The organism is Herbiconiux sp., from assembly GCF_023264855.1.
In the GTDB taxonomy this organism is placed as follows: domain Bacteria; phylum Actinomycetota; class Actinomycetes; order Actinomycetales; family Microbacteriaceae; genus Herbiconiux.
The window spans coordinates 96403-121905 of sequence record NZ_JAHFUW010000002.1 but is presented as its reverse complement, the minus strand read 5'-3'; the positions used below and the strand labels follow the sequence as shown (position 1 = coordinate 121905).

General features: G+C 71.0%; 23 protein-coding genes. 17 read left to right on the top strand and 6 right to left on the bottom strand.

Annotated features, from left to right (window positions below; genetic code table 11):
• Positions 1 to 40: 40 nt before the first annotated feature.
• Genes Q0D75_RS01585 through Q0D75_RS01565 form a run of 5 tightly spaced genes read left to right on the top strand, consistent with a single transcriptional unit; the run spans position 41 to position 6210 of the window.
• Positions 41 to 883: an NUDIX domain-containing protein gene (locus Q0D75_RS01585; protein ID WP_291048668.1), complete on the top strand. Its 843-nt coding sequence runs from the start codon at positions 41 to 43 to the stop codon at positions 881 to 883.
• Positions 880 to 2166: a quinolinate synthase NadA gene (nadA, locus tag Q0D75_RS01580; RefSeq protein ID WP_291048576.1), complete on the top strand. Its 1287-nt coding sequence runs from the start codon at positions 880 to 882 to the stop codon at positions 2164 to 2166. The genes Q0D75_RS01585 and nadA overlap by 4 nt, the downstream gene beginning before the upstream one ends.
• Positions 2163 to 4142 carry an L-aspartate oxidase gene (gene nadB, locus Q0D75_RS01575; RefSeq protein WP_291048574.1) on the top strand — a complete coding sequence of 660 codons (1980 nt, stop codon included), beginning with the start codon at positions 2163 to 2165 and terminating at the stop codon, positions 4140 to 4142. Before nadA ends, nadB begins: the two co-directional genes overlap by 4 nt.
• On the top strand, positions 4142 to 5071 hold the full coding sequence (nadC, locus tag Q0D75_RS01570) for a carboxylating nicotinate-nucleotide diphosphorylase (RefSeq protein WP_291048572.1): 930 nt from the start codon (positions 4142 to 4144) through the stop codon (positions 5069 to 5071). Before nadB ends, nadC begins: the two co-directional genes overlap by 1 nt.
• Complete coding sequence (locus Q0D75_RS01565) at positions 5068 to 6210, top strand: cysteine desulfurase family protein (RefSeq protein WP_291048571.1); 1143 nt, start codon at positions 5068 to 5070, stop codon at positions 6208 to 6210. The genes nadC and Q0D75_RS01565 overlap by 4 nt, the downstream gene beginning before the upstream one ends.
• Before the next feature lie 186 nt (positions 6211 to 6396).
• Here the strand turns inward: Q0D75_RS01565 and Q0D75_RS01560 are convergent, their stop codons facing one another.
• Together Q0D75_RS01560 and Q0D75_RS01550 are read right to left on the bottom strand one after the other, a co-directional pair.
• The gene (locus Q0D75_RS01560) at positions 6397 to 7131 is read right to left on the bottom strand and encodes a metal-dependent transcriptional regulator (RefSeq protein WP_291048569.1); all 735 of its coding nucleotides are present in this window, start codon (positions 7129 to 7131) and stop codon (positions 6397 to 6399) included.
• Positions 7132 to 7191: 60 nt separating this feature from the next.
• Positions 7192 to 8784: a TIGR03618 family F420-dependent PPOX class oxidoreductase gene (locus Q0D75_RS01550; protein ID WP_366513394.1), complete on the bottom strand. Its 1593-nt coding sequence runs from the start codon at positions 8782 to 8784 to the stop codon at positions 7192 to 7194.
• A gap of 100 nt (positions 8785 to 8884) precedes the next feature.
• On the opposite strand from Q0D75_RS01550, the gene Q0D75_RS01545 reads away from it, so the two are divergent.
• The 3 genes from Q0D75_RS01545 to Q0D75_RS01535 all read left to right on the top strand — a co-directional run bounded on the left by Q0D75_RS01545 (position 8885) and on the right by Q0D75_RS01535 (position 13180).
• Positions 8885 to 10459 (top strand): SulP family inorganic anion transporter, encoded by a 1575-nt coding sequence (locus Q0D75_RS01545; RefSeq protein ID WP_291048567.1) that lies wholly within the window; start codon positions 8885 to 8887, stop codon positions 10457 to 10459.
• Positions 10460 to 10599: 140 nt separating this feature from the next.
• Positions 10600 to 12060 (top strand): Nramp family divalent metal transporter, encoded by a 1461-nt coding sequence (locus Q0D75_RS01540; RefSeq protein ID WP_291048565.1) that lies wholly within the window; start codon positions 10600 to 10602, stop codon positions 12058 to 12060.
• Between the two features lie 61 nt (positions 12061 to 12121).
• Positions 12122 to 13180 carry a magnesium and cobalt transport protein CorA gene (locus Q0D75_RS01535; RefSeq protein WP_291048563.1) on the top strand — a complete coding sequence of 353 codons (1059 nt, stop codon included), beginning with the start codon at positions 12122 to 12124 and terminating at the stop codon, positions 13178 to 13180.
• A gap of 25 nt (positions 13181 to 13205) precedes the next feature.
• On the opposite strand, the gene Q0D75_RS01530 is transcribed toward Q0D75_RS01535, so the two are convergent.
• Entirely contained in the window at positions 13206 to 14261 is a 1056-nt protein-coding gene (locus Q0D75_RS01530) for a hypothetical protein (protein ID WP_291048561.1), read from the bottom strand.
• A 90-nt stretch (positions 14262 to 14351) separates the two neighbouring features.
• Here Q0D75_RS01530 and Q0D75_RS01525 point away from each other — a divergent pair, with 90 nt between their 5' ends.
• Entirely contained in the window at positions 14352 to 14957 is a 606-nt protein-coding gene (locus Q0D75_RS01525) for a TetR/AcrR family transcriptional regulator (RefSeq protein ID WP_291048560.1), read from the top strand.
• 119 nt (positions 14958 to 15076) lie between these two features.
• Positions 15077 to 15664, top strand: a complete 588-nt coding sequence (locus Q0D75_RS01520) for a TrmH family RNA methyltransferase (protein WP_291048663.1) — start codon at positions 15077 to 15079, stop codon at positions 15662 to 15664.
• 55 nt (positions 15665 to 15719) lie between these two features.
• Here Q0D75_RS01520 and Q0D75_RS01515 read toward each other — a convergent pair whose 3' ends face one another.
• Positions 15720 to 16289 (bottom strand): TetR family transcriptional regulator, encoded by a 570-nt coding sequence (locus tag Q0D75_RS01515; protein WP_291048558.1) that lies wholly within the window; start codon positions 16287 to 16289, stop codon positions 15720 to 15722.
• Between the two features lie 101 nt (positions 16290 to 16390).
• Between Q0D75_RS01515 and Q0D75_RS01510 the strand changes: the two genes are divergently transcribed.
• Complete coding sequence (locus Q0D75_RS01510) at positions 16391 to 17287, top strand: SDR family oxidoreductase (protein WP_291048555.1); 897 nt, start codon at positions 16391 to 16393, stop codon at positions 17285 to 17287.
• Here the strand turns inward: Q0D75_RS01510 and Q0D75_RS01505 are convergent.
• Positions 17272 to 17826, bottom strand: a complete 555-nt coding sequence (locus Q0D75_RS01505; RefSeq protein ID WP_291048552.1) for a gluconokinase — start codon at positions 17824 to 17826, stop codon at positions 17272 to 17274. The two genes, Q0D75_RS01510 and Q0D75_RS01505, sit on opposite strands and share 16 nt — an antisense overlap.
• 145 nt (positions 17827 to 17971) lie before the next feature.
• Here Q0D75_RS01505 and Q0D75_RS01500 point away from each other — a divergent pair, with 145 nt between their 5' ends.
• The 5 genes from Q0D75_RS01500 to Q0D75_RS01480 all read left to right on the top strand — a co-directional run bounded on the left by Q0D75_RS01500 (position 17972) and on the right by Q0D75_RS01480 (position 23915).
• Entirely contained in the window at positions 17972 to 18997 is a 1026-nt protein-coding gene (locus Q0D75_RS01500) for a LacI family DNA-binding transcriptional regulator (protein ID WP_291048549.1), read from the top strand.
• The gene (locus Q0D75_RS01495) at positions 18994 to 20310 is read left to right on the top strand and encodes an ABC transporter substrate-binding protein (RefSeq protein WP_291048547.1); all 1317 of its coding nucleotides are present in this window, start codon (positions 18994 to 18996) and stop codon (positions 20308 to 20310) included. Before Q0D75_RS01500 ends, Q0D75_RS01495 begins: the two co-directional genes overlap by 4 nt.
• A gap of 109 nt (positions 20311 to 20419) precedes the next feature.
• Entirely contained in the window at positions 20420 to 21442 is a 1023-nt protein-coding gene (locus Q0D75_RS01490; RefSeq protein ID WP_291048544.1) for a sugar ABC transporter permease, read from the top strand.
• Positions 21439 to 22347: a carbohydrate ABC transporter permease gene (locus Q0D75_RS01485; RefSeq protein ID WP_291048542.1), complete on the top strand. Its 909-nt coding sequence runs from the start codon at positions 21439 to 21441 to the stop codon at positions 22345 to 22347. Before Q0D75_RS01490 ends, Q0D75_RS01485 begins: the two co-directional genes overlap by 4 nt.
• Positions 22348 to 22370: 23 nt before the next feature.
• Positions 22371 to 23915, top strand: coding sequence for an alpha-amylase family glycosyl hydrolase (locus Q0D75_RS01480; protein ID WP_291048541.1), 1545 nt, complete (start codon positions 22371 to 22373; stop codon positions 23913 to 23915).
• 8 nt (positions 23916 to 23923) lie between these two features.
• Here Q0D75_RS01480 and Q0D75_RS01475 read toward each other — a convergent pair whose 3' ends face one another.
• The gene (locus Q0D75_RS01475) at positions 23924 to 24835 is read right to left on the bottom strand and encodes an EamA family transporter (RefSeq protein ID WP_291048539.1); all 912 of its coding nucleotides are present in this window, start codon (positions 24833 to 24835) and stop codon (positions 23924 to 23926) included.
• Between the two features lie 101 nt (positions 24836 to 24936).
• On the opposite strand from Q0D75_RS01475, the gene Q0D75_RS01470 reads away from it, so the two are divergent.
• On the top strand, positions 24937 to 25341 hold the full coding sequence (locus tag Q0D75_RS01470; protein WP_291048536.1) for a DUF3054 domain-containing protein: 405 nt from the start codon (positions 24937 to 24939) through the stop codon (positions 25339 to 25341).
• Positions 25342 to 25503: the final 162 nt, after the last annotated feature.

The window sequence follows — 25503 nt, the reverse complement described above, 5'->3', positions numbered from 1 at the left end:
TAAGGGTTATAGTCGAGTTCACCTTTAGGGGGTGAGCGAGATGGCCCAGCAGGATGCGACGACTGCGGAGCCGGCGACGGAGCCGACACCGGGAGCGATCGCGCTCGCCGTGTCGACCGTGATCTTCGGGCTGAGGCCCGACCGGCCGACCGCCGCCCTGCCGAGCCTGTGGCTGCCGCTGGTGCGGCGCATCCGGCCGCCGTATGAGGGGCGGTGGGCGCTACCGGGCGGGCCGATCGGGCTCGACGAAGACCTCGAGGCCGCCGCTGCGCGCACGCTCGCGGCCACCACCGCCCTCGAACCGGGGTACCTCGAGCAGCTCTACGCCTTCGGCACCCTCGACCGCTCGCCGGCCGGCGCCAAAGACCGGGTCGTGTCGATCGTGTACTGGGCGCTCGTGAACGCCGACGAGGCGAGCGCGGCGGGAGCCGGGGCATCCGGAGTCGACGCCGGGGCGGCATCCGGGACCGGCGCATCCGGGACCACCGCATCCGGAGCCCCCGAGCCCACCAACGTGGCCTGGTTCTCGGTCGACGATCTGCCCGACCTCGCCTTCGACCACGACGTCATCATCGAGTACGCCCTCTGGCGGCTGCGCAACAAGGTGGAGTACAGCCGCATCGCGCACGCGTTCCTCGGCGACACCTTCACCCTCGCCGAACTGCGCGAGGTGCACGAGGCCGTGCTCGGCCGCACGCTCGACCCGGCGAACTTCCGCCGCCAGATCGAGAGCTCGAACACCGTGGTGCCCACCGGCAAACGCGTCACGGGCACCAGCTACCGCCCTCCGAAGCTCTACCGCTACAACAACAGCGCCGAACCCGTCGACCGCGGGCCTCTGGCGCGATCCACCACCACCCCCTCGAGAAAGCCGCGAACATGACCCGCACGCTGTCGGTCGACAACGAGATCCAGCTCATCACCCAGGGCGCCCCGGGCGTCTCGGGTTCGACGTGCACGCCCGAACTCGCGGAGGGACCCTGGGTCTTCGACCTGCAGCCGCCGTCGTACGGGCCGGGCGCCTCGATGGCCGATCCGATCCCGGCCGAGGCACCCCGCCAGGGGCAGCTGCCCGAGGAGTACAAGACGGCCTCGAAGCTCGAGCTCGACGCCCGCATCCGTCGTGCCAAAGAGACCCTCGGCGACCGCGTCGTGGTGCTCGGCCACTTCTACCAGCGCGACGAGGTGGTGCAGTACGCCGATTTCGTGGGCGACTCGTTCCAGCTGGCGAACGCGGCGCTGACGGTTCCGGATGCCGAGGCCATCGTGTTCTGCGGCGTGCACTTCATGGCCGAGACCGCCGACATCCTGGCACGACCCGAGCAGTCGGTCATCCTGCCCAACCTGGCCGCCGGATGCTCGATGGCCGACATGGCCGACATCGACTCGGTCGAAGACGCCTGGGCCCAGCTCGAAGACATCTACGGCACCGAGCCGGATGCTTCGGGTCGCGTGCCGATCATCCCCGTCACCTACATGAACTCCTCGGCCGACCTCAAGGGCTTCTGTGGTCGGCACGGCGGCATCGTGTGCACGTCGTCGAACGCGGCGACGGTGCTCGAGTGGGCTTTCGAGCGCGGGCAGCGGGTGCTGTTCTTCCCTGACCAGCACCTCGGCCGCAACACGGCCAAAGCGATGGGCGTGCCGCTCGAGCGGATGCCGATGTGGAACCCGCGCAAGGCCTTCGGCGGCTCGACCTCGGAGGAATTGCTCGATGCGCAGGTCATCCTGTGGCACGGTTTCTGCTCGGTGCACAAGCGTTTCACGGTGGCGCAGATCGAGAAGGCGCGGGCCGAGCACCCGGACGTGCGCGTGATCGTGCACCCCGAGTGCCCGATGCCGGTCGTAGACGCGGCCGACTCGGCCGGCTCGACCGACTTCATCGTGAAGGCGATCCAGGCGGCGCCCGCCGGCACCACCTTCGCCATCGGCACCGAGATCAACCTCGTGCAGCGACTGGCGAACGAGTACCCGCAGCACACCATCTTCTGCCTCGACGACGTGATCTGCCCCTGCTCCACGATGTACCGCATCCACCCCGGCTACCTGGCCTGGGTGCTCGAGGAACTCGTGGCCGGTCGCGTGGTGAACCAGATCACCGTGGCCGACGACGTGGCCGTGCCGGCCCGCGTGGCCCTCGAGCGGATGCTCGCGGCCCGGCCGTGACCGCGCACGAGGCGGCGGGTGGCGCGGAGCGCGGACGGGCCCGGCGGGTGGTCGTGGTGGGCAGCGGGGTCGCAGGGCTCGTGACCGCGCTGACGCTGAAGGCGCGGTGCCGGGAGATCGGGGTGCCGATCGAGCTGACCGTCGTGACCAAGTCGACGATCGACGACAGCAACACCCGCTACGCGCAGGGTGGGATCGCCGCCGCCGTGATGCCGGGCGACACCGTCGAGTCGCACATCGCCGACACGCTGGTGGCCGGGGCGGGGTTGTCCGATCCGGCCGCCGTGGCCGCGCTCTGCGGTGACGGACCCGAGCGCATCCGCGACCTCATCGCCTGGGGCGTGGGCTTCGACCGCGAGGGCGGTGCCGCCGACGCCCCGTTCGACGCCGGGCTGGAGGGCGCGCACTCGATGCACCGCATCCTGCACGCGGGCGGCGACGCGACCGGTCTCTCGATCGAGAGCGCCCTCGTGCGCGCCGTCCGCTGGGCGGGCATCGCGGTGATGTCGTCGACGTTCCTGGCCGACCTGGTGACGGCTCCGGATGCCGCGGACGAGGCTGTGGGCGCGGTTCCGGACGCGGCGGGCGAGTCCTTCGGCGCGGATTCGGATGGCAACGCGACGCCGGGATCGGCCGGCCGGGTGGTGGGGGTCGAGGTCGTGCGCGGAGGCGCGCGCGAGGTACTCGCCGCCGACGCCGTCGTGCTCGCCAGCGGGGGCATCGGTCAGCTGTACCCGTTCACGACGAACCCCGTCGTCGCGACCGGCGATGGGGCGGCGGCCGCCTGGCGCGCGGGCGCGGTGCTCGCCGACGTGGAGTTCGTGCAGTTCCACCCGACGGCGCTGGCCGTGCCGGGCGCGTTCCTGGTCTCGGAGGCCGTGCGCGGCGACGGCGCCGTGCTCGTGAACGACGCCGGCGAGCGGTTCATGGTGGGGCGGCATCCGCTCGCCGAGCTCGCCCCGCGCGACATCGTGGCCCGTGAAATCGCCGCCGAGATGCAACGCACGGGCCGGCCGGTGCGACTGGATGCCACGGGCATCGGCGCCGAGGAGCTCGAGCGCCGCTTTCCCACGATCTCCGCCGCCATGCGTCAGAACGGACTCGACTGGGCGCACGAACCGGTACCGGTGGCTCCGGCGGCGCATTACTGGATGGGCGGAGTGGCCACCGATCTCGACGGGCGCACCTCCCTCTCGGGCCTGTGGGCCGTGGGCGAGGTCTCGTGCACCGGCGTGCACGGGGCCAATCGGCTGGCCTCGAACTCGCTGCTGGAGTCGCTCGTCTTCGCGCACCGCGCGGCGACCGCGCTCGCCGAGGTGCTCGCCGGGCCGTCGGAGCCCGCGTTCGCGTCCGCCGCGTTCGTGCCGGTCCCTGGTCGCGCCGAGCTGCATGAGCCCACGCGGGCCGAGTTGCATGAGCCGACGCGGGCCGAGCTGCACGAGCTGATGTGGGCGAGCGCGGGGGTCGGCCGCGACGGCGACGCGCTGCGAGCCGCCCGAGCGACGCTCGCAGGGTGGGGCATCGACACCGGGGCCGGTGCGGAGCTCGACCTCGCCCGGCTGGAGACCGCCAACCTGCTGCAGATCGCACGCCTCGTGGTGGAGTCGGCGCTGGCACGCGAGGAGTCGCGCGGCGCGCACTTCCGCACCGACTTCCCGCACACCGAGCCGGTCTTCGCGGGGCACCTCGCACTCGCGCGTGCGCATCCGGAACCGCAGCTGGTGCCCACGGTGACCGACGCGGTCGCCGGCCTGCCGGGCTCGGCCGCGCGCGCATCCGCCACCAGCCCCGCCGGTGCCACCAGCTCCTCCACCACCACCAGCGCCCGCCCCGCCGCCCGCACCAGCCCCGCCGGTGCCACCAGCTCCTCCACCACCGGAGCCACCGCCGCCCGCACCACCACCGCGAACGAGGCCTCTGACTACGGATCAGAAGGCCAGGAGCCCGCCCGCACCTCAGAGAAGGTCACCGCCTGATGCTCACCGCCCAGATCATCGACGACGTCGTCTCCCGCGCCCTCGCCGAGGACGCCCCGTGGGGCGACATCACCTCCGAGCTGCTCATTCCCGAGGCTGCCGAGGTCGAGGCGACGCTCGACGCGCGGGAGGAGGGCGTGTTCAGCGGAACCGCCGTGTTCGAGGCTGCGATGCGCCTGGTCGATCCGCGCATCCGCACGGTCTTCCACGTGGCCGACGGTGAGCGGTTCGCCTCGGGCGCCGTGCTCGCCACCGTGAGCGGCCCCGCGCGCGGAGTGCTCCGCGGCGAACGCGTCGCCCTCAACCTGGTGCAGCGGATGAGCGGCATCGCGACCCTCACCGCCCGGTACGTGGCCCTCGTGGCCGGCACCCGGGCGCGGATCGTCGACACCCGCAAGACCACGCCCGGTCTCCGCGCACTCGAACGCCAGGCCGTGCGCGATGGCGGCGGACACAATCATCGCTTCTCGCTCTCGGACGCCGTGATGGCCAAGGACAACCACCTCGCCGTGCTCGCCGCCCAGCACGGCGGCGACGTGACGGCGGCTCTTCGCGCGGTGCGGGCGCAGCTCTCGCACACCACGCACCTCGAGGTGGAGGTCGACCGGGCCGAGCAGATCGAGCCCGTGCTAGCCGCCGGTATCGACACGATCATGCTCGACAACTTCGACCTCGACGCCCTCCGCGCGGGCGTCGAGCAGGTCGCCGGGCGAGCGCTGGTGGAGGCCAGCGGCGGTGTAAACCTCGACACCGTGGAGGCGATCGCGGCCACCGGGGTCGACGTGATCTCGGTGGGCGCGCTGACGCACAGTGTGCGATCGCTCGACCTCGGTCTCGATGTGGGGTTCGTGCCGGATGCCACGCCCGCCGTGCCTGCCACGGCCCCCGCCGATCCGCCCGCGGGGCCTGCCGCAGACACCCGCCCGTGATCTACCTCGACGCCGCCGCCACCGCGCCCGTTCGCCGGGAGGTTCTCGAGGCGATCTGGCCGTTCCTCACGGGAGAGTTCGGCAACCCCTCGAGCCATCACGGTATGGGCGAGTCGGCCTCGCGCGCGCTCGCGGCGGCCCGCCGTACGGTGGCCGGCGTGCTCGGCTGCCGGGTGAGCGAGGTCGTCTTCACCTCAGGCGGAACCGAAGCGGACAACCTCGCCGTGAAGGGCATCGCCCTGGCCTCGCCCCGGGGCCGGCATCTCGTGCTCAGCGCGATCGAGCATCCGGCGGTCGTGGAGTCGGCCGAGTTCCTGCAGCGGATGCACGGCTTCGAGGTGACCGTCGTGCCGGTGGATGCCACGGGGCTGGTCGACCCCGACGAGTTCGCTGCCGCGCTCCGCCCCGACACCACCCTCGCCACGGTGATGACCGCGAACAACGAGGTCGGCACGGTGCAGCCGATCGCCGAGCTGGCGTCGCGTGCGCGCCTGCACGGGATCCCGTTCCACACGGATGCCGTGCAGGCGGCGGGCTGGCTGCCGTTGGGGCTCGACGCCCTCGGGGTCGATGCGCTGAGCTTCTCGGGCCACAAGCTCGGGGCACCGAAAGGAATCGGCGTGCTCGCCGCCCGGCAGCGCCTGCGGCTCGAGCCGCTCGTGCACGGAGGCGGTCAGGAGCGCGGAGCCCGATCCGGCACCGAGAACGTGGCCTTCGCGGTGGGGCTGGCCACCGCCCTCACGCTCGCCGAGGCAGACCGCGTCGAGGCGGCCGCGCGCGTCACGGCCCTGCGCGACGACTTCATCCGCGGTGTGCTCGACCGCATCCCCGCCGCCGTGCTCACGGGGCATCCGAGCCGCCGTCTGCCGTCGGTGGCCTCGTTCTGCTTCCCCGGCACGAGCGGCGAATCGGTGCTGCTGCAGCTCGAGGAGCGCGGCATCCTGGTCTCCAGCGGCTCCGCCTGTGCGGCCGGCGACGACGCGCCCTCCCCGGTCTTGCTCGCGATGGGCCTGGCCCCCGAGGTCGCGCAGACCGCAGTCCGCTTCACCTTCACGTCCTCCACCACCCAGGCCGACCTGGTCACAGCATCGGCATCCCTCGAGGCGTCCCTAACCACCCTCCACGCCCTGGGCTCCTGATCCGCGTGCGCAAAGAGCACGACACTCAAAGCCGACAGGCCGTACCCGACGACCCAGGGTGAGTGGGCGGCCGAAGGCCGCGTCCTCCGACCGCACACTCACATGTCGCCCGGTGCCGGGCAGGGATCGGCACCGCCCGGTCACGCCGAGCAGAGCCCGGCGCGACCGGCAGCTAGCACCTAGCAGCTAGCAACTCAGCCAGATGGCGTCGAGCGATGCCGGCGCGATCTCGACGGGTGGGGTGCCCACGGCATCCGTCACCGCGAGCACGACGCCGTCGCCGAGGGCGATCGGGTCGTAGCCGGCTTCCTCGGCCGTCTCGACGCGCACGGCGGTGCCGGGGCCGATACCGCTTTCGGCGAGGGTGCGCAGCAGCTCCGGGTCGCGGTCGCTGATGCGCACCACGTGGCCCTCGTGGCCCGGTGCGGCGTCGGCGAGCAGCACCGCGTCGAAGTCGGGCACCACGCCGGCCGCGGAGGGGATCGGGTCGCCGTGCGGATCCTGCACCGGCCGACCCAGTCGCTCGTCGATCGCGTCGAGCAGCCGCTCGCTCACGGCGTGCTCGAGCACCTCGGCCTCGTCGTGCACCTCGTCCCACTCGTAGCCCATCTCGCGCACCAGCCAGGTCTCGATCAGGCGGTGCCGGCGCACCACGCCGACGGCGCGCAGGCGCCCATCGGGGGTGAGGGTGAGCGGGCCGTAGGGCACATGCGTGATGAGCCCGGCGGCGGCGAGCTTCTTCACCATCTCGGTGACCGAGGAGGGCGCGACGCCCAGTCGCGCGGCCAGAGCCGACGGGGTGATCGGATCGGGCTGCCACTCGGTGTGGGCGTAGATGGTCTTGAGGTAGTTCTCGGCCGCGGTGTCCTGCCCGGCGATGGTCTTCTGGGCGGTACGGGGTCCGGGCGCGGGCGTCGTCATGATGCCTCCAAGCCTAGGCTCTGGGCCGTTCGGCGACCGAATGGCCGGTGGCGGGCCGGTTCAGGGCTCGAGCAAGAGACCGGAGGAGCCCATCGCGTTCTCGACGGTGATCTCGATCACCACGCGCTGCGGGTTCGGGCGCGGCTGACGGTAGCGGGCGGCGTAGCGGCGAACGGCGTCGGCCACCGAATCCGGATCGTCGAGGATGCGGGCCGGGCCCTCGAAGCTCAGCCAGCGGGCGCGCTCGACCTGGCTCACGCTCGCGCGGCCGCCTCGGCGCACGTTGAGCACCTTCTGAGAGGTGCCCGAGGTGATGATGCGCACCGTGCGACCCTCGAGAGTGAAGCCGACCGGCACCTGGTGCGGGCTGCCGTCGGTGCGGAGCGTGGCCAGGGTGGCGAGGTGGTAGGCGGTCACGAAGGCCTCGCCCTCCGGCGTGAGCAGGGAGGGCTGAGCGGATGCGACGGGCTCGGGCGCGGGCGAAGCCTCGGCGTCGATCGCCGGCTCAGCGGCCGCTTTCGGGCCGGCGACAGCCCAGGTGGGGAAGGCCAGGGTGGTCGCCGACGCCAGCGGGGTCTGCGTGGGCGGGCCGGAGGGGAGGCCCGTCGCGGCGTCCAGTCGGTGGCTCGTCACGATGCCCGAAACCTGGTGCATCACGTGCAGCCGCGGCCCGTCGACCGCCACCGCGCGGGGGAGGGTGCCGCCGCTGGCGAAGGGCGGCCGCACGTCGAACGTGCCGTCGGGGAGCATCCGCACCGGCACGATCCGGTCGCTTCCGCGGATGCCCAGGTAGATCGTGCGGCCGTCCGCGGCCAGCGCGATGCCGGAGCCGCTCTCGCCGGGGCGTGGCGCCTCGGGCAGCAGGTCGTAGGCCGCGGCGATGCGGTAGGGGGCATCCGGATGCGGGCGGTCGACGACGATCAGCTGGATCGAGTACTCGGTGATCACCAGCAGCCGGCCGTCGGGCAGCTCGGCGAGGTGGCGCGGGCCCGAACCGGGCGGGAGCACGAGCTCCTGCTCGAGCTCGAGCGGGAGGCCGGGGGCATCCTCGATTCGCCAGAAGCGGAGCAGGTCGTAGCCGAGGTCGGTGGTGACGAGGTGCGTGGCGTCGAGCACCAGTGCGGCATGGGCCCGGCTGGTGCGCTGCTCGCCGGTGTGCGCGTCGATCGCGACGCTCTCGTCGCCCGCGTGCGGATCGGTGGCGGCGGGCGCCGGCACTCCCTCGCCGAGCGCGCCCTCGGCGTCGAGCGGGAAGAGCACGACGGCGCCGTCACCCCAGCAGGAGGCCACCACGAAGCGGCCCCCGGGATCGACGGCGAGATGGCAGACGGCCTCACCGGCGGCCCGGCGCGCGCCGAGCGGAACGAGTGACGGCTCTGTCGCTCCCGACGTCGACGGCGTCGTCGTTGCCTCCCCTCGCACTGCCAGCGCCGAGACCAGACCCGTCGTCTCGGAAGCGGCGTAGATCACGGGCAGCTCCGGATGCGCGGCCACCCAGGTCGGAGACGGCAGGGCGAAGGCCGGTCCGGCCACGACGAGCGATCCGTCGGCCGTGTGCCGCAGCGGGGTCACTCCGGTGCCGGTGCCGCCCGCTTCGGCGGTGTACGAACCGGCCCAGACGATCGGGGCGGTGGGATGCGCAGCAGAGTCCATGCACACCATTCTGGCGCGCGGTCGCTGGTATCCTGGAAGCCCGGCGGTCGCCGGCTACCACGGGGGTACTTCGATTCCATTCGGCGACGCCGGCACGCGCATGTCCGTGCGGCAGATGGTCACGCAGAGCGACACCGTGCGGGCGCTGCGCTCGCCGCGCATCCTGAGCCGCGAGGTGCTGGCGGGCGTCGTCACGACCCTCGCGCTGATCCCCGAGGTGATCTCGTTCTCGGTGGTGGCGGGGGTCGACCCGCGGGTCAGCCTGGTGGCATCCGTCGTTCTGGCCATCAGCATGTCGGTGCTCGGCGGGCGTTCGGCGATGGTCACGGCGGCGGCCGGATCCGTGGCCCTCGTGGTGGCTCCGCTGGTGCGCGATCACGGGGTGGAGTACCTGCTGCCGGCGATCATCCTGGCCGGTATCGTGCAGATCGCCTTCGGGGTGCTCGGGCTCGCCCGGCTGATGCGGTTCATCCCGCGCAGCGTGATGCTCGGCTTCGTGAACGCGCTCGGCGTGCTGATCTTCGCGGCGCAGGTGCCGCACCTGATCGACGTGCCATGGATCGTGTACCCGCTGTTCGCGCTGACCGTGGCCGTGGTGCTGGCCCTGCCCCGGGTCACCAAGGCCGTTCCCGCGCCGCTGGTGGCGATCGTGCTGGTGACCGCGATCGTGATCGTGGCGAACCTCGACGTGCCGAACGTGGGCGACGAGGGCACGATCGGCGGCGCCCTGCCCGGCATCACGCCGCTGCTGGTGCCGCTGAACCTCGAGACGCTGCAGATCATCTGGGCGCCCGCGCTCAGCGTGGCCTTCGTGGGGCTGATGGAGAGCCTGCTCACCGCGAAGGTGGTCGACGACCTCACCGACACCCGCTCGCACAAGAGCCGCGAGTCGTGGGCGCTCGGCATCGCGAATATCCTGGCCGGCTTCTACGGCGGCATCGCGGGCTGCGCGATGATCGGCCAGACGGTGCTGAACGTGAAGGTCGGGCGGGCGCGCACGCGCATCTCGACCGTGGCGGCCGGGCTCGTGCTGCTGCTGATGGTGACGCTGCTCGCCGATGTGATGGCGCAGATCCCGATGGCGGCGCTCGCGGCCGTGATGATGATCGTGGCCGTCACGACCGTGGACTGGCACAGCGTGCGGCCGTCGACGCTGCGCCGGATGCCCATTCCTGAGACGCTCGTGCTGGCCGTCACGATCGTGGTGGTGGTGGCCACGGGCAACCTCGCCGTGGGGGTGCTGGTGGGGGTGGTGCTCGCGATGGTGCTGTTCGCGCGGCGGGTGGCGCACGTCATCCGCGTCGAGCGGGTGGTGGCGCCGGCTCCGGATGCTGCGATGACTGCGGGTGCGCCGGTTCCGGATGCCGCCGCTCCCGCCGCGCCCTCGGTGCTGTACCGCGTGCAGGGGCCGCTCTTCTTCGGTAGCAGCAACGACCTGGTGGAGCAGTTCCGCTACGCCGACGACGCCGCGCTCGGCCCGCTGCCGGCGGAGGTCGCCGTCACGGTCGACTTCACCGCCTCGCAGATCTGGGACGCCTCCACGGTCGCCGCCCTCGACTCGGTGCGCACCAAGTTCCACGCGCACGGCCTCGCCGTCGACTTCACCGGCCTCGACGAGCGCAGCACCCTCTTCCACGACCGCCTCTCGGCCTTCGACCCGACCCGCGGCGCCTAGGTCCGGTTCACCCCAGCGAGTCTCAGACCGAGCTCGCGCACTATGGCGGAGGTCGACCTCACGCTCGCCGGAGTGAACCGTAGCCGTGCCGGCGTGAGATTTTTCGGTGCGCCTAAACCGTTGTGTGCTAATTTTTCGGCATGCCTAAAAGTGCGACGTCGGCGCCGCCCGTTTCCGGTGCGGAGGCGGCGTTCGTGCCGCGGCCGCGGTGGTGGCATCCTCTGGCCCTGTTCGGGCCCGCGTTCGTGGCGTCGATCGCGTACGTCGACCCGGGGAACGTGGCGGCGAACCTCACCTCGGGGGCACAGTACGGGTACCTGCTGGTGTGGGTGCTGGTGCTGGCGAACGCGATGGCGGTGCTGATCCAGTTCCAGTCGGCCAAGCTCGGCATCGTGACCGGGATGACGCTGCCGGAGCACGTGGGGGCGCGCACCCGGCCGTGGCCGCGGAGGGCGTTCTGGCTGCAGGCCGAGCTCGTGGCGGCCGCCACCGACATCGCCGAGGTGATCGGTGGGGCGCTCGCCCTGAACCTGCTGTTCGGGCTGCCGCTGGTGCTCGGCGGCGCGATCGTGGGCGTGGTGTCGATGGTGCTGCTGCTCGTGCAGTCGTCGCGGCGGCAGCGCAGCTTCGAGTTCATCATCATCGGGTTGCTGGCGGTGATCGCCGTGGGCTTCCTGGCGGGCCTGTTCGTGTCGGACGTCGACTGGCTCGCCGCCGCCGACGGGCTCGTGCCGCGCTTCGAGGGCGCCCCCACCGTGCTGCTGGCCGCGAGCATGCTCGGCGCCACCGTGATGCCGCACGCCATCTACCTGCACTCCGCCCTAGCCCGCGACCGCCACCACGCCGCCTTCGCCGCCGAGGCGGAGAACAGCGACTTCACGCTCGGTGCCCCGTCTGTTTCCCATCCGAAACGACGGAGTTTCTGGTCGCCGCGCCGGCTGCGCGCGCCGGCCGACGGCGCGTCGAGCGAGAACTCCGTCGTTGTGGATGACGGGAGGGGGAGCGAGGGGGAGGGACCCCGGCCGCACGGGGCGGGCGCCGAGCGGCTGCGCGGGCTGCTGCGGGTGACGCGCGCCGACGTGGTGATCGCGCTGGTGCTGGCCGGCGCCGTGAACATCGCGATGCTGCTGCTGGCCGCGTCCAGCCTGCGCGGAGTCGACGGCACCGACACGATCCCGGGTGCCTACGACGCCATCGCCGCCGCGCTCGGCCCCGCCATCGCCACCATCTTCGCGATCGGCCTGCTCGCCTCCGGCCTTGCCTCCACCTCCGTCGGCGCCTACGCCGGCTCGGTCATCATGAAGGGCCTGCTGCGGGTGCGGGTGCCCATCCTGGCCCGTCGCGTGGTGACGCTCATCCCGGCGCTGATCGTGCTCGGCGCGGGCATCGACCCCACCTGGGCGCTGGTGCTGAGCCAGGTGCTGCTGAGCATCGGCATCCCGTTCGCGCTGATCCCGCTCATCCGTCTCACCGGCAATCGCGCCGTGATGGGTGAGTTCGCCGACCGGATGCCCGTGAAGGTCACCGCCTGGACCGTCGTCGCCCTGATCGTGGCTCTCAACGTCGTGCTGATCGTGCTCACGGTGACCGGCGCCGCGTAGCCTCACGATCACGCACCCGACGCGTCACCGCTCGTTCACCCGATCGGCATAATCTGAGCCCATGCCCATCATCGACAACGCGGTCTACGCGGCCGGCCGGCGCATCCACGACCCCGACTCGCTGGACGAGACCTACGAGCTCATGCGCGAGAACGACGGCATGGCCTGGATCGGCCTGTACCGACCCGATGCCGAGGAGATCCGCTCGGTCGAGCAGGAGTTCGACCTGCACCATCTCGCCGTCGAAGACGCCCTGACCGGTCACCAGCGCGCGAAGCTCGAGCGCTACGGCGACACGCTCTTCCTCGTGCTGCGCCCCGCGCGCTACCTCGACAAAGAGGAGGAGGTGGAGTTCGGCGAGCTGCACGTGTTCGTGGGCCCGGGGTTCGTGGTCACCATCCGGCACGCCGAGTCGCCCGACCTCGCCCGCGTGCGGCGCCGGCTCGAGGGCAACTCCGAGCTGCTCGCTCTCGGCCCCGAGGCGGTGCTCTACGCGATCGTCGACGAGGTGGTCGACGAATACGGTCCGGTGCTCGCGGGGCTGGAGAACGACATCGACGAGATCGAGCAGCAGCTGTTCGGCGGCGATCCGAACGTCTCCAAGCGCATCTACGACCTGCTCGGCGAGGTGATGGAGTTCCAGCGGGCCGTGCATCCGCTCACCTCGATGCTCGAGGCGCTGCTGCGCGGCTCGGAGAAGTACAAGGTCGACCTCGAGCTGCAGCGGGGCCTGCGCGACGTGCTCGACCACGTGCTGCAGATCGTGGGGCGGGCGGATTCCTTCCGCGCGACCCTGCAGAACGCGCTCACCGTGCACTCCACGCTCGCCACCCAGCGGCAGAACGACGAGATGCGGCGTATCTCCGAAGCCAGCCTGGAGCTGGCCGAAGACACCCGCAAACTCTCCGAGACGAGCATCCAGCAGGGCGAGGAGGTGAAGAAGATCTCCGGATGGGCCGCGATCCTCTTCGCCCCCTCGCTGATCGCCGCGATCTACGGCATGAACTTCGACCACATGCCCGAACTGCACTGGCTGTTCGGGTACCCGCTGGCGATCCTGGCCATGCTGCTGCTGGCGTTCATCCTGTACGCGGTGTTCAAGCGCAACAAGTGGTTGTAGCCGGCTGAACTCGCGACGAGCCGGGTCACGCGGCGGCGTGCTGCGGGGCGTGGCCGTTCCCGGGCTCCGGGCTGTCGGCCGGCGGCAGGATGGCGCGGTTCCTGAAGTGGCCGACGGCCATCAGCACGATGCCGAGCGCGATCCATCCGCCGAGCACCAGCCAGGGCTGCAGGGTCGAGGCATCCGGGAAGTAGGAGAGGTCGCGCATCAGCGTGGCACCCGCTCCCGGCGGGAAGAACTGGCCGATCGCGCCCCAGGGCTCGGGCAGGAACTCCCACGGCTGCGAAGCGCCCGAGATCGGGTTGCCGATCAGCATCGCGAGCACGGCGCCGATGCCGATCCCCTTGGCGCCGAGGATCGAGGTGAGCCCCACGATCAGTGCGCTGATGGCGAGAACGGATGCGGCGACCGCCAGCGTGTTCAGCACCGCCTCGCCCTGCAGCACTCCGAACCAGGCCTGTCCGATCGCCACCACGATCACGGCGCCCGCGACCGAGTAGAGCACCACCGTGGCCAGCCGGCGCCAGACGCCGACCACGAGCAGGCTCACGACGACACCGCCGATCATGCCGCCGATGACGAGCGGGAACGACAGCGTGGTGAGGCCGGCCCCGCGCGGATCGCTGCTCGCGAGCGGCACGACATCCGTCACCGTGATGGCGGGAACGGCGTCGGCGGCCACTCCCTGGGCGGCGAGCTGCTGGGCGAAGGCCTGCTGCAGCTGATCGGCGAGGCTCGTGAAGATCTGGCTCACGACGACGCCGTTGGCCGAGGCGGTGAGCACCTCGGGAACGGATCCGGAGGCGTCGATCGCGCCGAAGGCGTCGCGGCTGCGGATGGCGGCTTCGGCCTCCTCACGCGTCTCGACCCGGGTCACGGCGAAGGTGTCGCCGGTGCTCTGGCCGAGCTGGTCGGCCACCGCGTCGGCTGTGGCCGTCTCGCCGGCGACGACGAGCGGCACGGCGTGAACGCTCGATGTGACGGATGGCCAGGAGAAGGCGAGCACGAACACGCCGACGATCAGCGAGGCGCCGATTCCGATCAGCGCGACGCGGCTCCATCTGGTGTGCGGGCGCGACATGATTCCTCCATAAAAAACGAATGACCGTTCTTTATGATGGGAGTTTCCGCTAACGTTGTCAAGAACGGTCATTCGTTTTCGAGGTGGAGCATGCCGAAAGTCTCAGACGACCATCGCGCCGAGCGCCGGCGCCAGATCGCTGCCGCTGCGTTGCGCTGTTTCGCCCGCAAGGGCTTCGAAGGCACCTCGATGGCCGACATCATCGCCGAGTCGGGGCTCTCGGCCGGCGCCATCTACCTGCACTACGCCAACAAGCACGAGCTCATCGCCCACGTGGTGGGCGACGTGCTGCGCGGCCGGGGGCGCGACCTGGAGGGGCTCTCCGAGCTCGACCCGCTGCCGCATCCGGTGCAGGTCATGCGCACCTTCGTGACCGGCATCACCTCCGAGCTGGGCGGCACCGCGATGATGGTGCAGGTGTGGGGTCTCGCGGCCCGCGAACCCGAACTCGCGCTGGTGATCGGCGAGTTCATCGGCGATCTGCGATCGCTGTACGCCTCGTACTTCCGGGCCTGGTTCGTGCAGGCCGGGCTGACGGATGCTGCGGCCGGCGCGCGCGCGGACGCGATCGTCCCGGTGGTGGTCGGCATCTGCCAGGGCTACCTCCTGCAGTCCGCCATCGCTCCCGCCTTCGACGCCGAGCAGTACCTGGCGGCGGTCGAACTCCTCGACTTCGCCGCAGCCCCCGCATCCTGAACCCGCCCGAGGGTGGGTAGCCTTGCGGGGTGCCTGACGAGAATCCCCAGCCCGAGCCGAGTGCCGGCGCGGGTTCGAACGCCAGCGTCGAGTTGAGCGCGGGGGGCGTCGGGCCGTGGGTGGGCGAGCTGCCGTCGGGGGCGGATGCGGCGCGGTACGACCCCGAGCTGCTCGAGCGCGGCGACACCCGCAACGTGATCGACCGCTACCGCTACTGGCGGATGGACGCGATCGTGGCCGATCTCGACGAGCACCGGCATCCTTTCCACGTTGCCATCGAGAACTGGCAGCACGACATGAACATCGGCTCGATCGTGCGCAGCGCCAACGCCTTCGCCGCCGACACGGTGCACATCATCGGCCGCAAGCGCTGGAACAAGCGCGGCGCCATGGTGACCGACCGTTACCAGCACGTGTCGAACCATCCGGACGTCGCGACCTTCGTCGCCTTCGCGCACGAGGCGGGCCTGCCGATCATCGCGATCGACAACGTGCCCGGCTCGGTGATCATCGAGACCTTCGCGTTCCCGCCGCGCTGTGTGCTGCTGTTCGGTCAGGAAGGCCCGGGCCTCTCGCCCGATGCGCTGGCGGCGGCGGATGCCGTGGTCGAGATCTCGCAGTTCGGCTCCACCCGCTCGATCAACGCGAGCGCCGCAGCCGCGGTCGCCATGCACGCCTGGATCACCCAGCACGTACCCTTTGCTTAGCCCCCGCCATACCAAAGCCTCTGGCTCCAGCCTTTGCTAAGGCGGTGCCGGAGCCTCAGGGGGTGAGCACGCCTCGGAGCTCGTCCCAGACCTCGCGCTGCAGGTCGGGGAGGGAGCGCTGCTCGCCCGGAGCGAGCCAGCGGGTGAAGGCCACGCCGAACACGGTGACGCCCGACTGGGCTGCGAGCGCGGCCTGCGCCTCGGGGACGCCGCGCGCCTGAAGGGCCTCCGCGATGCCCTGCGACAGCCACACCATCTTCAGCGACTCGCGCTCCTGCAGGGGAGCGTTCGCGTCGATGATGCCCTGGCGCACCCGCGAGTAGGGCCGCCGTTCGTCGGGGAAGAAGGATGCCGCGGCCGTGTGCAGCGCGAACTCCACCGTCTGCACCGGCGAGGCGTCGGCGGGCGCCGCCGCGACACTCTCCACGAACACGGTTTGAAAGAAGTTCTGGCCGTCGAACAGCACTTCGCGCTTGTCGGCGAAGTGCCGGAAGAAGGTGCGTTCCGTGAGCCCGGACGCCTCCGCGATCTCGGCCGCCGTCACCGCCTCGAAGCCGCGCTCGGTGAAGAGCTCGATCGCGGCCGAGCGCAACCGGTCGCGCGCACCGGGTTCCCATCGCACCATGTGATCAGTCTAGTGGTGGTGACAGCGACTGACATCAGGTGTACAGTCATGTCTGTCACTGACGTCGGTCACTGACATCATTACCAACGAAGAGAGACACCATGCGCGTATTCGTCACCGGAGCATCCGGCTGGATCGGCTCCGCCACCGTCGACGAGCTGCTCGCCCACGGCTACGAGGTCACCGGGCTCGCCCGTTCCGACGCCGCCGCAGCCGCCCTCCAGGCCAAGGGTGCCGTCGTTCTGCGCGGCGACCTCGACGACCTCGAGAGCCTGCGCACCGGCGCGGCGGAAGCCGAGGCGGTCATACACCTCGCGAACAAGCACGACTGGTCGAACCCGGCCGAGTCCAACCGTGCCGAGAGGGCCGCGGTGGAGGCTCTCGGCGACACCCTCGCCGGGTCGGGCCGGCCGCTCCTGCTCGCCGCCGGAGTGGCCGGCCTCGCCCAGGGCCGCCCGTCGACCGAGAACGACCGGTCGCCGTTCAGTGGTCCGGATGCGCCGCGCGGGGGAACCGAGAACCTCGCGCTGGATTACATCGAGAAGGGTGTGAAATCGATCAGTCTGCGCTTCTCGCCGACCGTGCACGGTGCCGGGGACCACGGCTTCGTGTCGTACCTGGTCGCCACGGCACGCGAGAAAGGTGTCTCGGGCTACGTGGGCGACGGCACCACGGGTTGGGCGGCGGTGCACCGCTCCGACGCCGCGCGGATGATCCGTCTGGGGCTCGAGAAGGCCCCGGCGGGTTCTCTGCTGCACGCCGTGGCGGAGCAGAGCGTCTCGTCGAAGTCGATCGCCGAGGCGATCGGCCGCGGACTCGGGCTGCCGGTGGCCTCCATCGACCCGGCCGATGCCGTCGAGCACTTCGGATTCCTCGGCGCATTTTTCGCGATGGACCTCTCCTCGACGAGCGTCATCACCCGCGAGCTGCTCGACTGGGCGCCCGAGGGCCCGACCCTGCTCGAGGACTTCGCGGCCGGGGCCTACTTCCCGGTCTGAGGCGGGGCATCCAGCGCGTCGGCGATCGTCTCGACCACCTCGGCGGGGGTCGAGGCGACGCCGATCGCGAGCCCGTTCTCGTCGGCCCCGAGCGGCTCGAGCGCCGAGAGCTGCGACCCGAGCAACGCGGGCGGCATGAAGTGGTCGACGCGGGCCGACAGGCGCTGCGCCAGCAGCTCCGGCCCGCCGAGCAGCTGCACGAAGTACGCGCCGGCGCACTCCGCCGCCAGCAGATCGCGGTAGACGCGGCGGAGCGCCGAGCACGCCACCACCACGCCGCCGCCGGCGCTCGCTCCTGCTCCGCCCCCGGCTCCGGTCTCGCCCGCCGCGTGGTCGGCAGCGCGCCCGACGGCCTCGAGCCAGGGTGCCCGGTCGGCGTCGTCGAGGGCGATCCCGGCCGACATCTTCTCGATGTTGGCGAGCGGATGCAGGTCGTCGGCATCCAGGAACGGCCACTCCAGGCGCGCCGCGAGCAGCGCCCCGATGGTGGATTTGCCGGAGCCGGAGACCCCGGTGACGAAGACGGCGCGAACGGGCATGCCTCCATCCGACCACATCACGGGTGCCGTCCGCGCTGTTTAGTAAACGTTTGCGTAACCCGCGAGAGGTTATTTAGCCTCGACAGGCGCACCGTACGTAAACGATTGCGCTGCAGCCGGCGAACACACCCCAAGGGAGGGCCCGATGACGACCATCCGCGATGTCGCCCGGGCCGCCGGCGTCTCTCCCGCCACCGTCTCCCGGGTCGTCAACGGCCTCATCGGCTACTCGGCCGAGACGCAGCGCCGGGTCGAGCAGGCCATCGATGAGCTGAACTACGAGCCCGACACCCTCGCCCGGGGCCTCAAGACCAAGCAGACCGCCGTGATCGGTGTGCTCGCCCCCGTGGTCTCCGACGCCCTCGCCTCCGACATCATGAGCGGCGTCGAGGCGGCGGCCCGGCTGCGCGGCTACTCCGTGATGCTCGGCCGCACCGGCCCGAGCTCCACCTTCGCCGCGAGCTACCTGCGCACGCTCCGCACGTATCGCGCCGCCGGCGTGATCCTGATCTCGGCGGCCGTGACCGCCGACATGCGCCGGGCGCTCGGCTCGGGCATCCCGCTGATGTCGGTGGCCATCCGCGACGGGCAGCGCTTTCCGAGCCTCGCCATCGATGACGAGGCCGCCGCCTACGACGGCACCCGGTACCTGATCTCCCTCGGCCATCGCCGGATCGGCCTGCTCGCGGGCGACCCCGCATCCGTTCTCGTGAACACCGTCCGCAAGCGCGGCTACCTGCGCGCCATGACGGAGGCCGGCCTCACCCCGGTGCTCGAGCACGGCAACTCGCTCTACGACTCCGCCCCGCCCGCCCTCGCCCGGCTGCTGGCTCAGGATGGCGGTCTCACCGCCGTCTTCGCGCTCAGCGACGAGATGGGCGCCGCCGTGGTGAACGAGCTGCAGCGCCTCGGCCGCCGCGTGCCCGACGAGATCTCGGTGCTCGGCTTCGACAACACGCGCACGGCGATGCACGTGCACCCCGCGCTCAGCACCATCGCGCAGCCGCTCGAGCGGATGGGAGAGCTCGCCGTCGAGAAGCTGCTCGCCGCGGGCGAGCCGGCCGCGGGCCCGACCCCGCGCATCCTGCCGCACCGCCTCATCGTGCGCGGCTCGACGGCGCCCCTGATCTCATCGACCGGATCCATCCCCCACAACAAGGAGCAATCATGATGCAACGACGCCGTGATCGACGAATCGTCGTCGGCCTCGCGTTCGCCGCCGCCGCGGCGATCACCCTCACCGCCTGCTCGGGCTCGGGAAGCTCGGGCGGCAGCACGCCCGCCGCCGAGGCCACGCTCGAGGGCACCGGCCCCATCCAGTACGTCAGCAGCCCCGACGCCTCGGGCGCCGCGCAGGCCACGATCGACGCCTGGAACGCCGAGCACCCCGACGAGCAGGTCACCTGGGTCGAACTGCCCCTGGATGCCGACCAGCAGCGCCAGCAGATGGTGCAGAACGCCCAGGTCGAGGGATCGTCCTACTCCGTGCTGAACCTCGACGTGGTGTGGACCAGCGAGTTCGCCGCCAACCGCTGGATCACCCCGCTGCCCGAAGACGCGCTGCCCGTCGACGAGCTCGTGCCGGCCACCGTCGAGGCCGCCAGCTACCGCGACACCCTCTACGGTGCTCCGTACTACACCGACGGCGCGCTGCTCTACTCGCGCACCGACCTGCTCACCGCCGCCGGCGTCACCGCGCCGCCCGAGACCTGGGCCGAGATGCAGGCCGCGTGCGACGCCGTGCTGGCGCTGCCCCAGGCGGCCGGGGTCTCCTGCTACGCCGGCCAGTTCGACAAGAACGAGGGCCTCACCGTGAACTTCAGCGAGGCTGTGGCCTCGGCCGGCGGGTCGCTGTTCGACGCCGAGGGAAAGCCCACGGTCGACACCCCCGAGGCGCTCACCGCGCTGGAGTTCCTGGTCGACGGCTTCGAGTCGGGCATGATCCCGCGCGACGCGATCACCTTCCAGGAGGAGCAGGGCCGTCAGGCGTTCCAGGAGGGCAAGCTCGTCTTCCTGCGCAACTGGCCCTACATCTACAAGTCGCTGTCGGCGACGGATGGCTCCTCCAGCGTCTCCGGGAACTTCGGCGTGAGCGCCATCCCGGGTGAGGACGGCCCCGGTGTCTCCACCCTCGGCGGCCGCAACATCGCCATCTCCAGCTACGCCGAGAACAAGGCGACCGCTCTGGAGTTCATCGCGTTCTTCACCAGCCGGGAGCAGGAGCAGGAGCGCCTCGCCCTGAGCTCGCGCGCGCCCGTCTTCCCCGAGTTCTTCGAAGACCAGACCGTGACGGCCAGCTACCCCTACCTGCCGACGCTGCTGACCTCGCTCGACAACGCCCAGCCGCGCCCGAAGGTGGTCGCCTACGGCGCCACCACGGCGGCCATCCAGGATGAGATCTACGCCGCTCTCACGGGCGACAAGACTCCGGATGCCGCGTTGGCCGACCTGCAAACGAAGCTCACCGAGATCACCGCGGGCTAGTCCCGCTCCGCGGACCGGCCGTCTCCTCGGCCGGTCCGCGCCCCCTCCTCGAGTCCGCCCCACGACGGCGTCCGCGCTCGTCGCGCCCGACGAACCAGAAAGCCCTGAGATGACCTCCACGATCGCACCGCCGGCCACGCCGCCGTCGCCGGCGCCCCGCGCCCGAGCGCGCCGTAAGGAAGACCGCGCGCCCCGCGAGGGAGGCATGGCCACCCTGCTGCTCTCGCCCACGTTCATCGTGCTCGTGCTGGTGATCGTCTATCCGCTGCTCTCGGCGGTGTACCAATCGCTGTTCAGCGCCGAGTCGGGGCTGGATGCCGACGGCTTCGTGGTGGAGGGCGAGAGCTTCGTCGGGCTCGGCAACTACGCCGACATCTTCGCCGGCGCCGAATCCGGCCGGTTCTACAACGCGCTCTGGAACACGACGTTCTTCACCTTCGTGACGGTCGCGCTCGAGACCGTGATCGGTGTCGCCTTCGCCGTGGCGATGAACCGCGCCTTCAAGGGCCGCGCCTTCTTGCGCGCCGCCATCCTCATCCCCTGGGCCATCCCCACCGCCGTCTCCGGTCTGCTCTGGCGCTGGATCTTCCAGTCCAACGGCATCGCGAACGACCTGCTGAACACGCAGGTGCTGTGGACCGCCGAGGGCTTCGCCGCCCAGGTCGCGGTGATCATCGCCGAGGTGTGGAAGACCGCCCCGTTCATCGGCCTGCTCGTGCTCGCGGGCATGCAGCTGATCCCCGAGGAGGTCTACGAGGCCGCGAAGCTCGACGGCGCCAACGCCTGGAAGCAGTTCGTCTCGATCACCCTGCCGCTCGTGCGGCCGGCGCTGCTCGTGGCCGTGCTCTTCCGGCTGCTCGACGCGCTGCGCATGTTCGACCTGCCGTTCGTGCTGATCGGGCCGCGCAAGAGCTCGGTCGAGACGCTCTCGATCCTCGCCTGGGACGAGTCCAACCAGCTGCAATACGGCACCGCATCCGCGTTCGCCATCATCCTGCTCGTGTACGTGGCGCTGATCGCGTTCGTGTTCATCCGCGTGCTCGGGGCCGATGTGGTCGGCGACGCCGACAAGCAAGCCGAGAAGGCCGCCCGCAAACAGGCCGCACGAGCCGCGAAGGAGGCCGGACGATGACCGCGCTCACCGAACGAGACCTGATCGCCACCAGCGGCGCCCGCACCGGCGCGGATGCGCGCAGCCCGCGCAAGCGCACGCGCGGTGTCGGCGGCGCGATCACCCGCTGGGTGGGCATCGCCATCGTGGCGGTGTACTGCCTCGCGCCCTTCTACTGGATGCTCGTGTCGAGCTTCCGCACCACCAACGACATCTTCGACACCTCGCTGCTGCCCACCACGTGGTCGCTGGAGAGCTACGCGCAGGTGTTCGACTCCTCGAACGACTTCGGCCGCTCGCTGCTGAACAGCCTGATCGTGGCCGGCACCACGACGATCCTCGCCCTCGTGCTGGGGATCTTCGCGGCCTACGCCATCGCCCGGCTGAAGTTCCGGTTCAAGTCCGGCATCCTCGCGGTCATCATCGCCACCTCGATGTTCCCGGGCATCGCCGTGGTGGTGCCGCTGCTGCGTCTGTTCACCGACATCGGCTGGATCAACACCTACCAGGCCATGATCGTGCCGAGCCTGTCGTTCGCCATCCCGCTCGCGGTGTGGAATCTCACCACCTTCATGAAGCAACTGCCGCACGACCTCGAGCAGGCCGCGATGATCGACGGTTGCACCAAGTGGCAGGCGTTCACGAAGATCCTGCTGCCGCTGGCCGCGCCCGGCGTGTTCACGACCGCCATCCTCACGTTCATCCACAGCTGGAACGAGTTCATCATCGCGCTGTCGATGGCCAACGACCCGGCCATCCAGACCGCGACCGTGGCGATCTCGAAGTTCACCGGCGCCAGCGACTTCCAGGCGCCCTTCGGCGCGCAGATGGCCGCCGGTGTCGTGGTGACGATCCCTCTGATGATCGTCGTGCTCATCTTCCAGCGTCGCATCGTCGACGGCCTCACCTCGGGCGCCACCAAGTGAGCGGGTGGTGGGATGACGCGGTCGTGTACGAGGTCTACCCACGGTCGTTCGCCGATGCCGACGGCGACGGAGTGGGCGACCTGCGGGGCATCATCGAACGGATGCCCTACCTCGCGTCTCTCGGCGTCGACGGTCTCTGGCTGACGCCGTTCCAGCGCTCGCCGCAGGTCGATCAGGGCTACGACATCAGCGACTACTGCGACGTCGATCCGCTCTTCGGCACGCTCGCCGACTTCGACGAGCTGCTGGCATCGGCGCACGAGAACGGCCTGCGCATCCTCGTCGACATCGTGCCGAACCACACCTCGACCGACAATCCGCTCTACGAGGCGGCTCTGGCAGCCGGTCCCGGATCGCCTGAGCGGGACATGTTCGTGTTCCGGCCGGGTCGGGGTGCCGATCAGAGCGAGCCGCCGAACAACTGGATCAGTGTGTTCGGCGGGCCCGCCTGGCACCGCGCCGCCCCCGATTCGGCGACCGACACCGAGTGGTACCTGCACCTGTTCTCGCCCGGCCAGCCCGACTGGAACTGGGAGAACCCGGCCGTCGCGGCGTACTTCGAGCGCGTCATCCGGTTCTGGTTCGACCGCGGGGTCGACGGCATCCGGGTGGATGTGGCGCACGGCCTGTTCAAGGCGGAGGGTCTGCCCGACTCGCCCACCGTGCCGACCGTGATCGACGGACTGCGCTCGAACCCGCTGGCGATGGACCAGGATGCCGTGCACGAGGTCTACCGCCATTGGCGCCGGGTGGCCGACTCGTACTCGCCCGGCAGGCTGCTCGTGGGTGAGGTGAACCTCGAGCCGATCCGCTCGGCCCGGTACACCCGCCCCGACGAGCTGCACCAGACGTTCGCGTTCGCGTTCGCGAAGCTGGACTGGGATGCCGCGACCTGGGTGTCGGTCGGCGGTCACCTCGAAGAGGTGCGGCAGAGCACGGGATCGGCGCCGAGCTGGGCGCTGGAGAACCACGACATCGTGCGCACCGCGACGCGCTTCGGCGGAGGGGCGCTGGGTCGACGGCGCGCCCGCGCGGCGCTCGTGGCGCTGCTGGGCCTGCCGGGAGCCGTCTACGTGTATCAGGGGCAGGAGCTGGGGCTACCCGAGGTCGACGTGCCGGTCGCCGAGCGCGCCGATCCGATGTGGCAGCACGGCGGCGTCAGCCGTGACGGAGCGCGCATCCCGCTGCCGTGGGTGTCGAGTGCCACCGGCACGCACGGCTTCTCGCCGTCGGGGGCCGGCCGGCCGTGGCTCCCGGTGCCCGAGGGCTGGGGGCGTTACTCGATCCAGGTGCAGGAGGAGACGCCCGGGTCGGATCTGAGGCTCTTCCGCGAGGCGACGGCGCTGCGTGCGGCGCTCGCCGCCGACGGCGCGTTCGGCTCCGGCGACGGGGTGCGGTGGGGTGTGGACGGGGACTCCCGGCTGATCGCCGAGCGCGGCCGCGGGGTGCGGATCGTGGTCGCCATGGGGGAGGCCGCCGTGCCACTGCCGCCGGGCGAGGTGCTGCTGTCGTCGGAACCGCTCGTCGACGGGATGCTGCCCGCCTCCGCAGCCGCCTGGGTTCGCTGACCGGTCGATCAGGCGACGGTGCTCGGCTCCTTCACGGGGCGGGTCGGGGTTCGCTTCCGCACGCCCAGCGTCGCCACGAGCACGCCGGTGATCACCACGGCGCCCCCGACGAGGTCGCCGACGTTCGGCACCTCGCCGAGCGCGAGCCAGGCCGCGGTGAAGCCGGCGACCGGCACGAGCATGGAGAACGGGGCCACGCGGCTGGAGGGGTTGCGCTTCATCAGCGTGGTCCAGATGCCGGAGCCCACCACGGTGCCGATCAGCACCGTGTACGCCAGGCCCAGCACCGCGGGCAGCGCCTCGGGCGTGAAGCTGGTGGCGAGCGACTCGCCGATCCTTTCGGGTCCCTCCACCACGAGGGCGAGCGCGATCATCGGGATCGGCGGCACCACCGACATCCACATGGTCATCCGCAGCGGGCTCACCGGGTTCGCCTGCCGGCTGCACACGTTGCCGAACGCCCAGCCGAGTGCGCCGCAGAGGGTCAGCACGACCGGCAGCAGTGCCGACACCCCGGCCCGCTCCGCCGCGATGATGCCGAGCCCGGCCACCGCCACCGCGATGCCGATGCCCTGCACCAGCGTGAGCTTCTCGCGCAGCCACACGGCGGCGATCACCACGGTGAACGGAGCGGATGCCTGGAGCACCAGCGAGGCGAGCCCGGGCGGCATCCCGGCCTCCATACCCGCGTAGAGGAAGGCGAACTGCAGGATGCCGAACCCCAGTCCGTACCCGAGCAGCCAGCGCACCTTCACCCCGGGCCACTTCACCAACAGCACGGTCGGGATGGCGAGCAGAAGGAACCGCAGTCCCACCAGGAAGAACGGTGGATACTGCTCGAGCGAGAAGTGGATGGCCACGAAGTTCACGCCCCACAGCACGGCGACCAGGGCTGCGAGGAGGCGGTCGCGGAGGGGCATGTCCCCACCCTCGCGCCCCGCCTCCCCCTGCACAAGCGGGCGTTGCTTCACCCACGATGTGGCTGCGCTACACCCCCGTCGTGCGCGCTTAGACTCGGGCGGTGGACCAGATCACGCCGACCCCTACGCGCACTATCGCGCTCGCTGCAGTCGTCGACGTGGTGCTCGTACTCGTCTTCGTCGCCATCGGGCGGCGCAGTCACGACGAGGACTCGGCGCTGCTCGGCTTCCTCACCACGGCCTGGCCGTTCCTCGCGGGTGCCGCCGTCGGCTGGCTGCTCGCGCGGGCCTGGCGGGCGCCGCTGCGTCTCGCCCCGCCCGGTGTCGTGATCTGGGGCGCATCCGTGGTGCTGGGAATGGTGCTCCGCCTGATCAGTGGCCAGGGCGTGCAGCTGAGCTTCGTGATCGTCACCGCGATCGTGCTCGGTGTGTTCCTCGTCGGCTGGCGCGCCCTCGCTCTGCTCGTGCGCCGCCTCCGTGCCCGCCCGCGCACGTCTCCCCGCTGACGCGGGTCGATCCAGCGCCCAGCCCGACCGAGTTCCTCCGCTCCCCACCGCGACTTGGCAGAAGTCGCCACTTTTTGCGCCCACTTGCCACATCTTGTGTCATGTCGCGGGGCCGGAGGTGCGCCCGCGCCCGCCACAACCTCGGCGACTTGGCAGAAGTCG

Coding starts and splice junctions, on each gene's coding strand:
- Q0D75_RS01585 (WP_291048668.1), top strand. CDS start 41: ATGGCCCAGCAGGATGCGACGACTGCGGAGCCGGCGACGGAGCCGACA.
- nadA (WP_291048576.1), top strand. CDS start 880: ATGACCCGCACGCTGTCGGTCGACAACGAGATCCAGCTCATCACCCAG.
- nadC (WP_291048572.1), top strand. CDS start 4,142: ATGCTCACCGCCCAGATCATCGACGACGTCGTCTCCCGCGCCCTCGCC.
- Q0D75_RS01560 (WP_291048569.1), bottom strand. CDS start 7,131: ATGACGACGCCCGCGCCCGGACCCCGTACCGCCCAGAAGACCATCGCC.
- Q0D75_RS01550 (WP_366513394.1), bottom strand. CDS start 8,784: ATGGACTCTGCTGCGCATCCCACCGCCCCGATCGTCTGGGCCGGTTCG.
- Q0D75_RS01545 (WP_291048567.1), top strand. CDS start 8,885: ATGTCCGTGCGGCAGATGGTCACGCAGAGCGACACCGTGCGGGCGCTG.
- Q0D75_RS01540 (WP_291048565.1), top strand. CDS start 10,600: ATGCCTAAAAGTGCGACGTCGGCGCCGCCCGTTTCCGGTGCGGAGGCG.
- Q0D75_RS01535 (WP_291048563.1), top strand. CDS start 12,122: ATGCCCATCATCGACAACGCGGTCTACGCGGCCGGCCGGCGCATCCAC.
- Q0D75_RS01530 (WP_291048561.1), bottom strand. CDS start 14,261: ATGTCGCGCCCGCACACCAGATGGAGCCGCGTCGCGCTGATCGGAATC.
- Q0D75_RS01525 (WP_291048560.1), top strand. CDS start 14,352: ATGCCGAAAGTCTCAGACGACCATCGCGCCGAGCGCCGGCGCCAGATC.
- Q0D75_RS01515 (WP_291048558.1), bottom strand. CDS start 16,289: ATGGTGCGATGGGAACCCGGTGCGCGCGACCGGTTGCGCTCGGCCGCG.
- Q0D75_RS01510 (WP_291048555.1), top strand. CDS start 16,391: ATGCGCGTATTCGTCACCGGAGCATCCGGCTGGATCGGCTCCGCCACC.
- Q0D75_RS01505 (WP_291048552.1), bottom strand. CDS start 17,826: ATGCCCGTTCGCGCCGTCTTCGTCACCGGGGTCTCCGGCTCCGGCAAA.
- Q0D75_RS01500 (WP_291048549.1), top strand. CDS start 17,972: ATGACGACCATCCGCGATGTCGCCCGGGCCGCCGGCGTCTCTCCCGCC.
- Q0D75_RS01495 (WP_291048547.1), top strand. CDS start 18,994: ATGATGCAACGACGCCGTGATCGACGAATCGTCGTCGGCCTCGCGTTC.
- Q0D75_RS01490 (WP_291048544.1), top strand. CDS start 20,420: ATGACCTCCACGATCGCACCGCCGGCCACGCCGCCGTCGCCGGCGCCC.
- Q0D75_RS01485 (WP_291048542.1), top strand. CDS start 21,439: ATGACCGCGCTCACCGAACGAGACCTGATCGCCACCAGCGGCGCCCGC.
- Q0D75_RS01475 (WP_291048539.1), bottom strand. CDS start 24,835: ATGCCCCTCCGCGACCGCCTCCTCGCAGCCCTGGTCGCCGTGCTGTGG.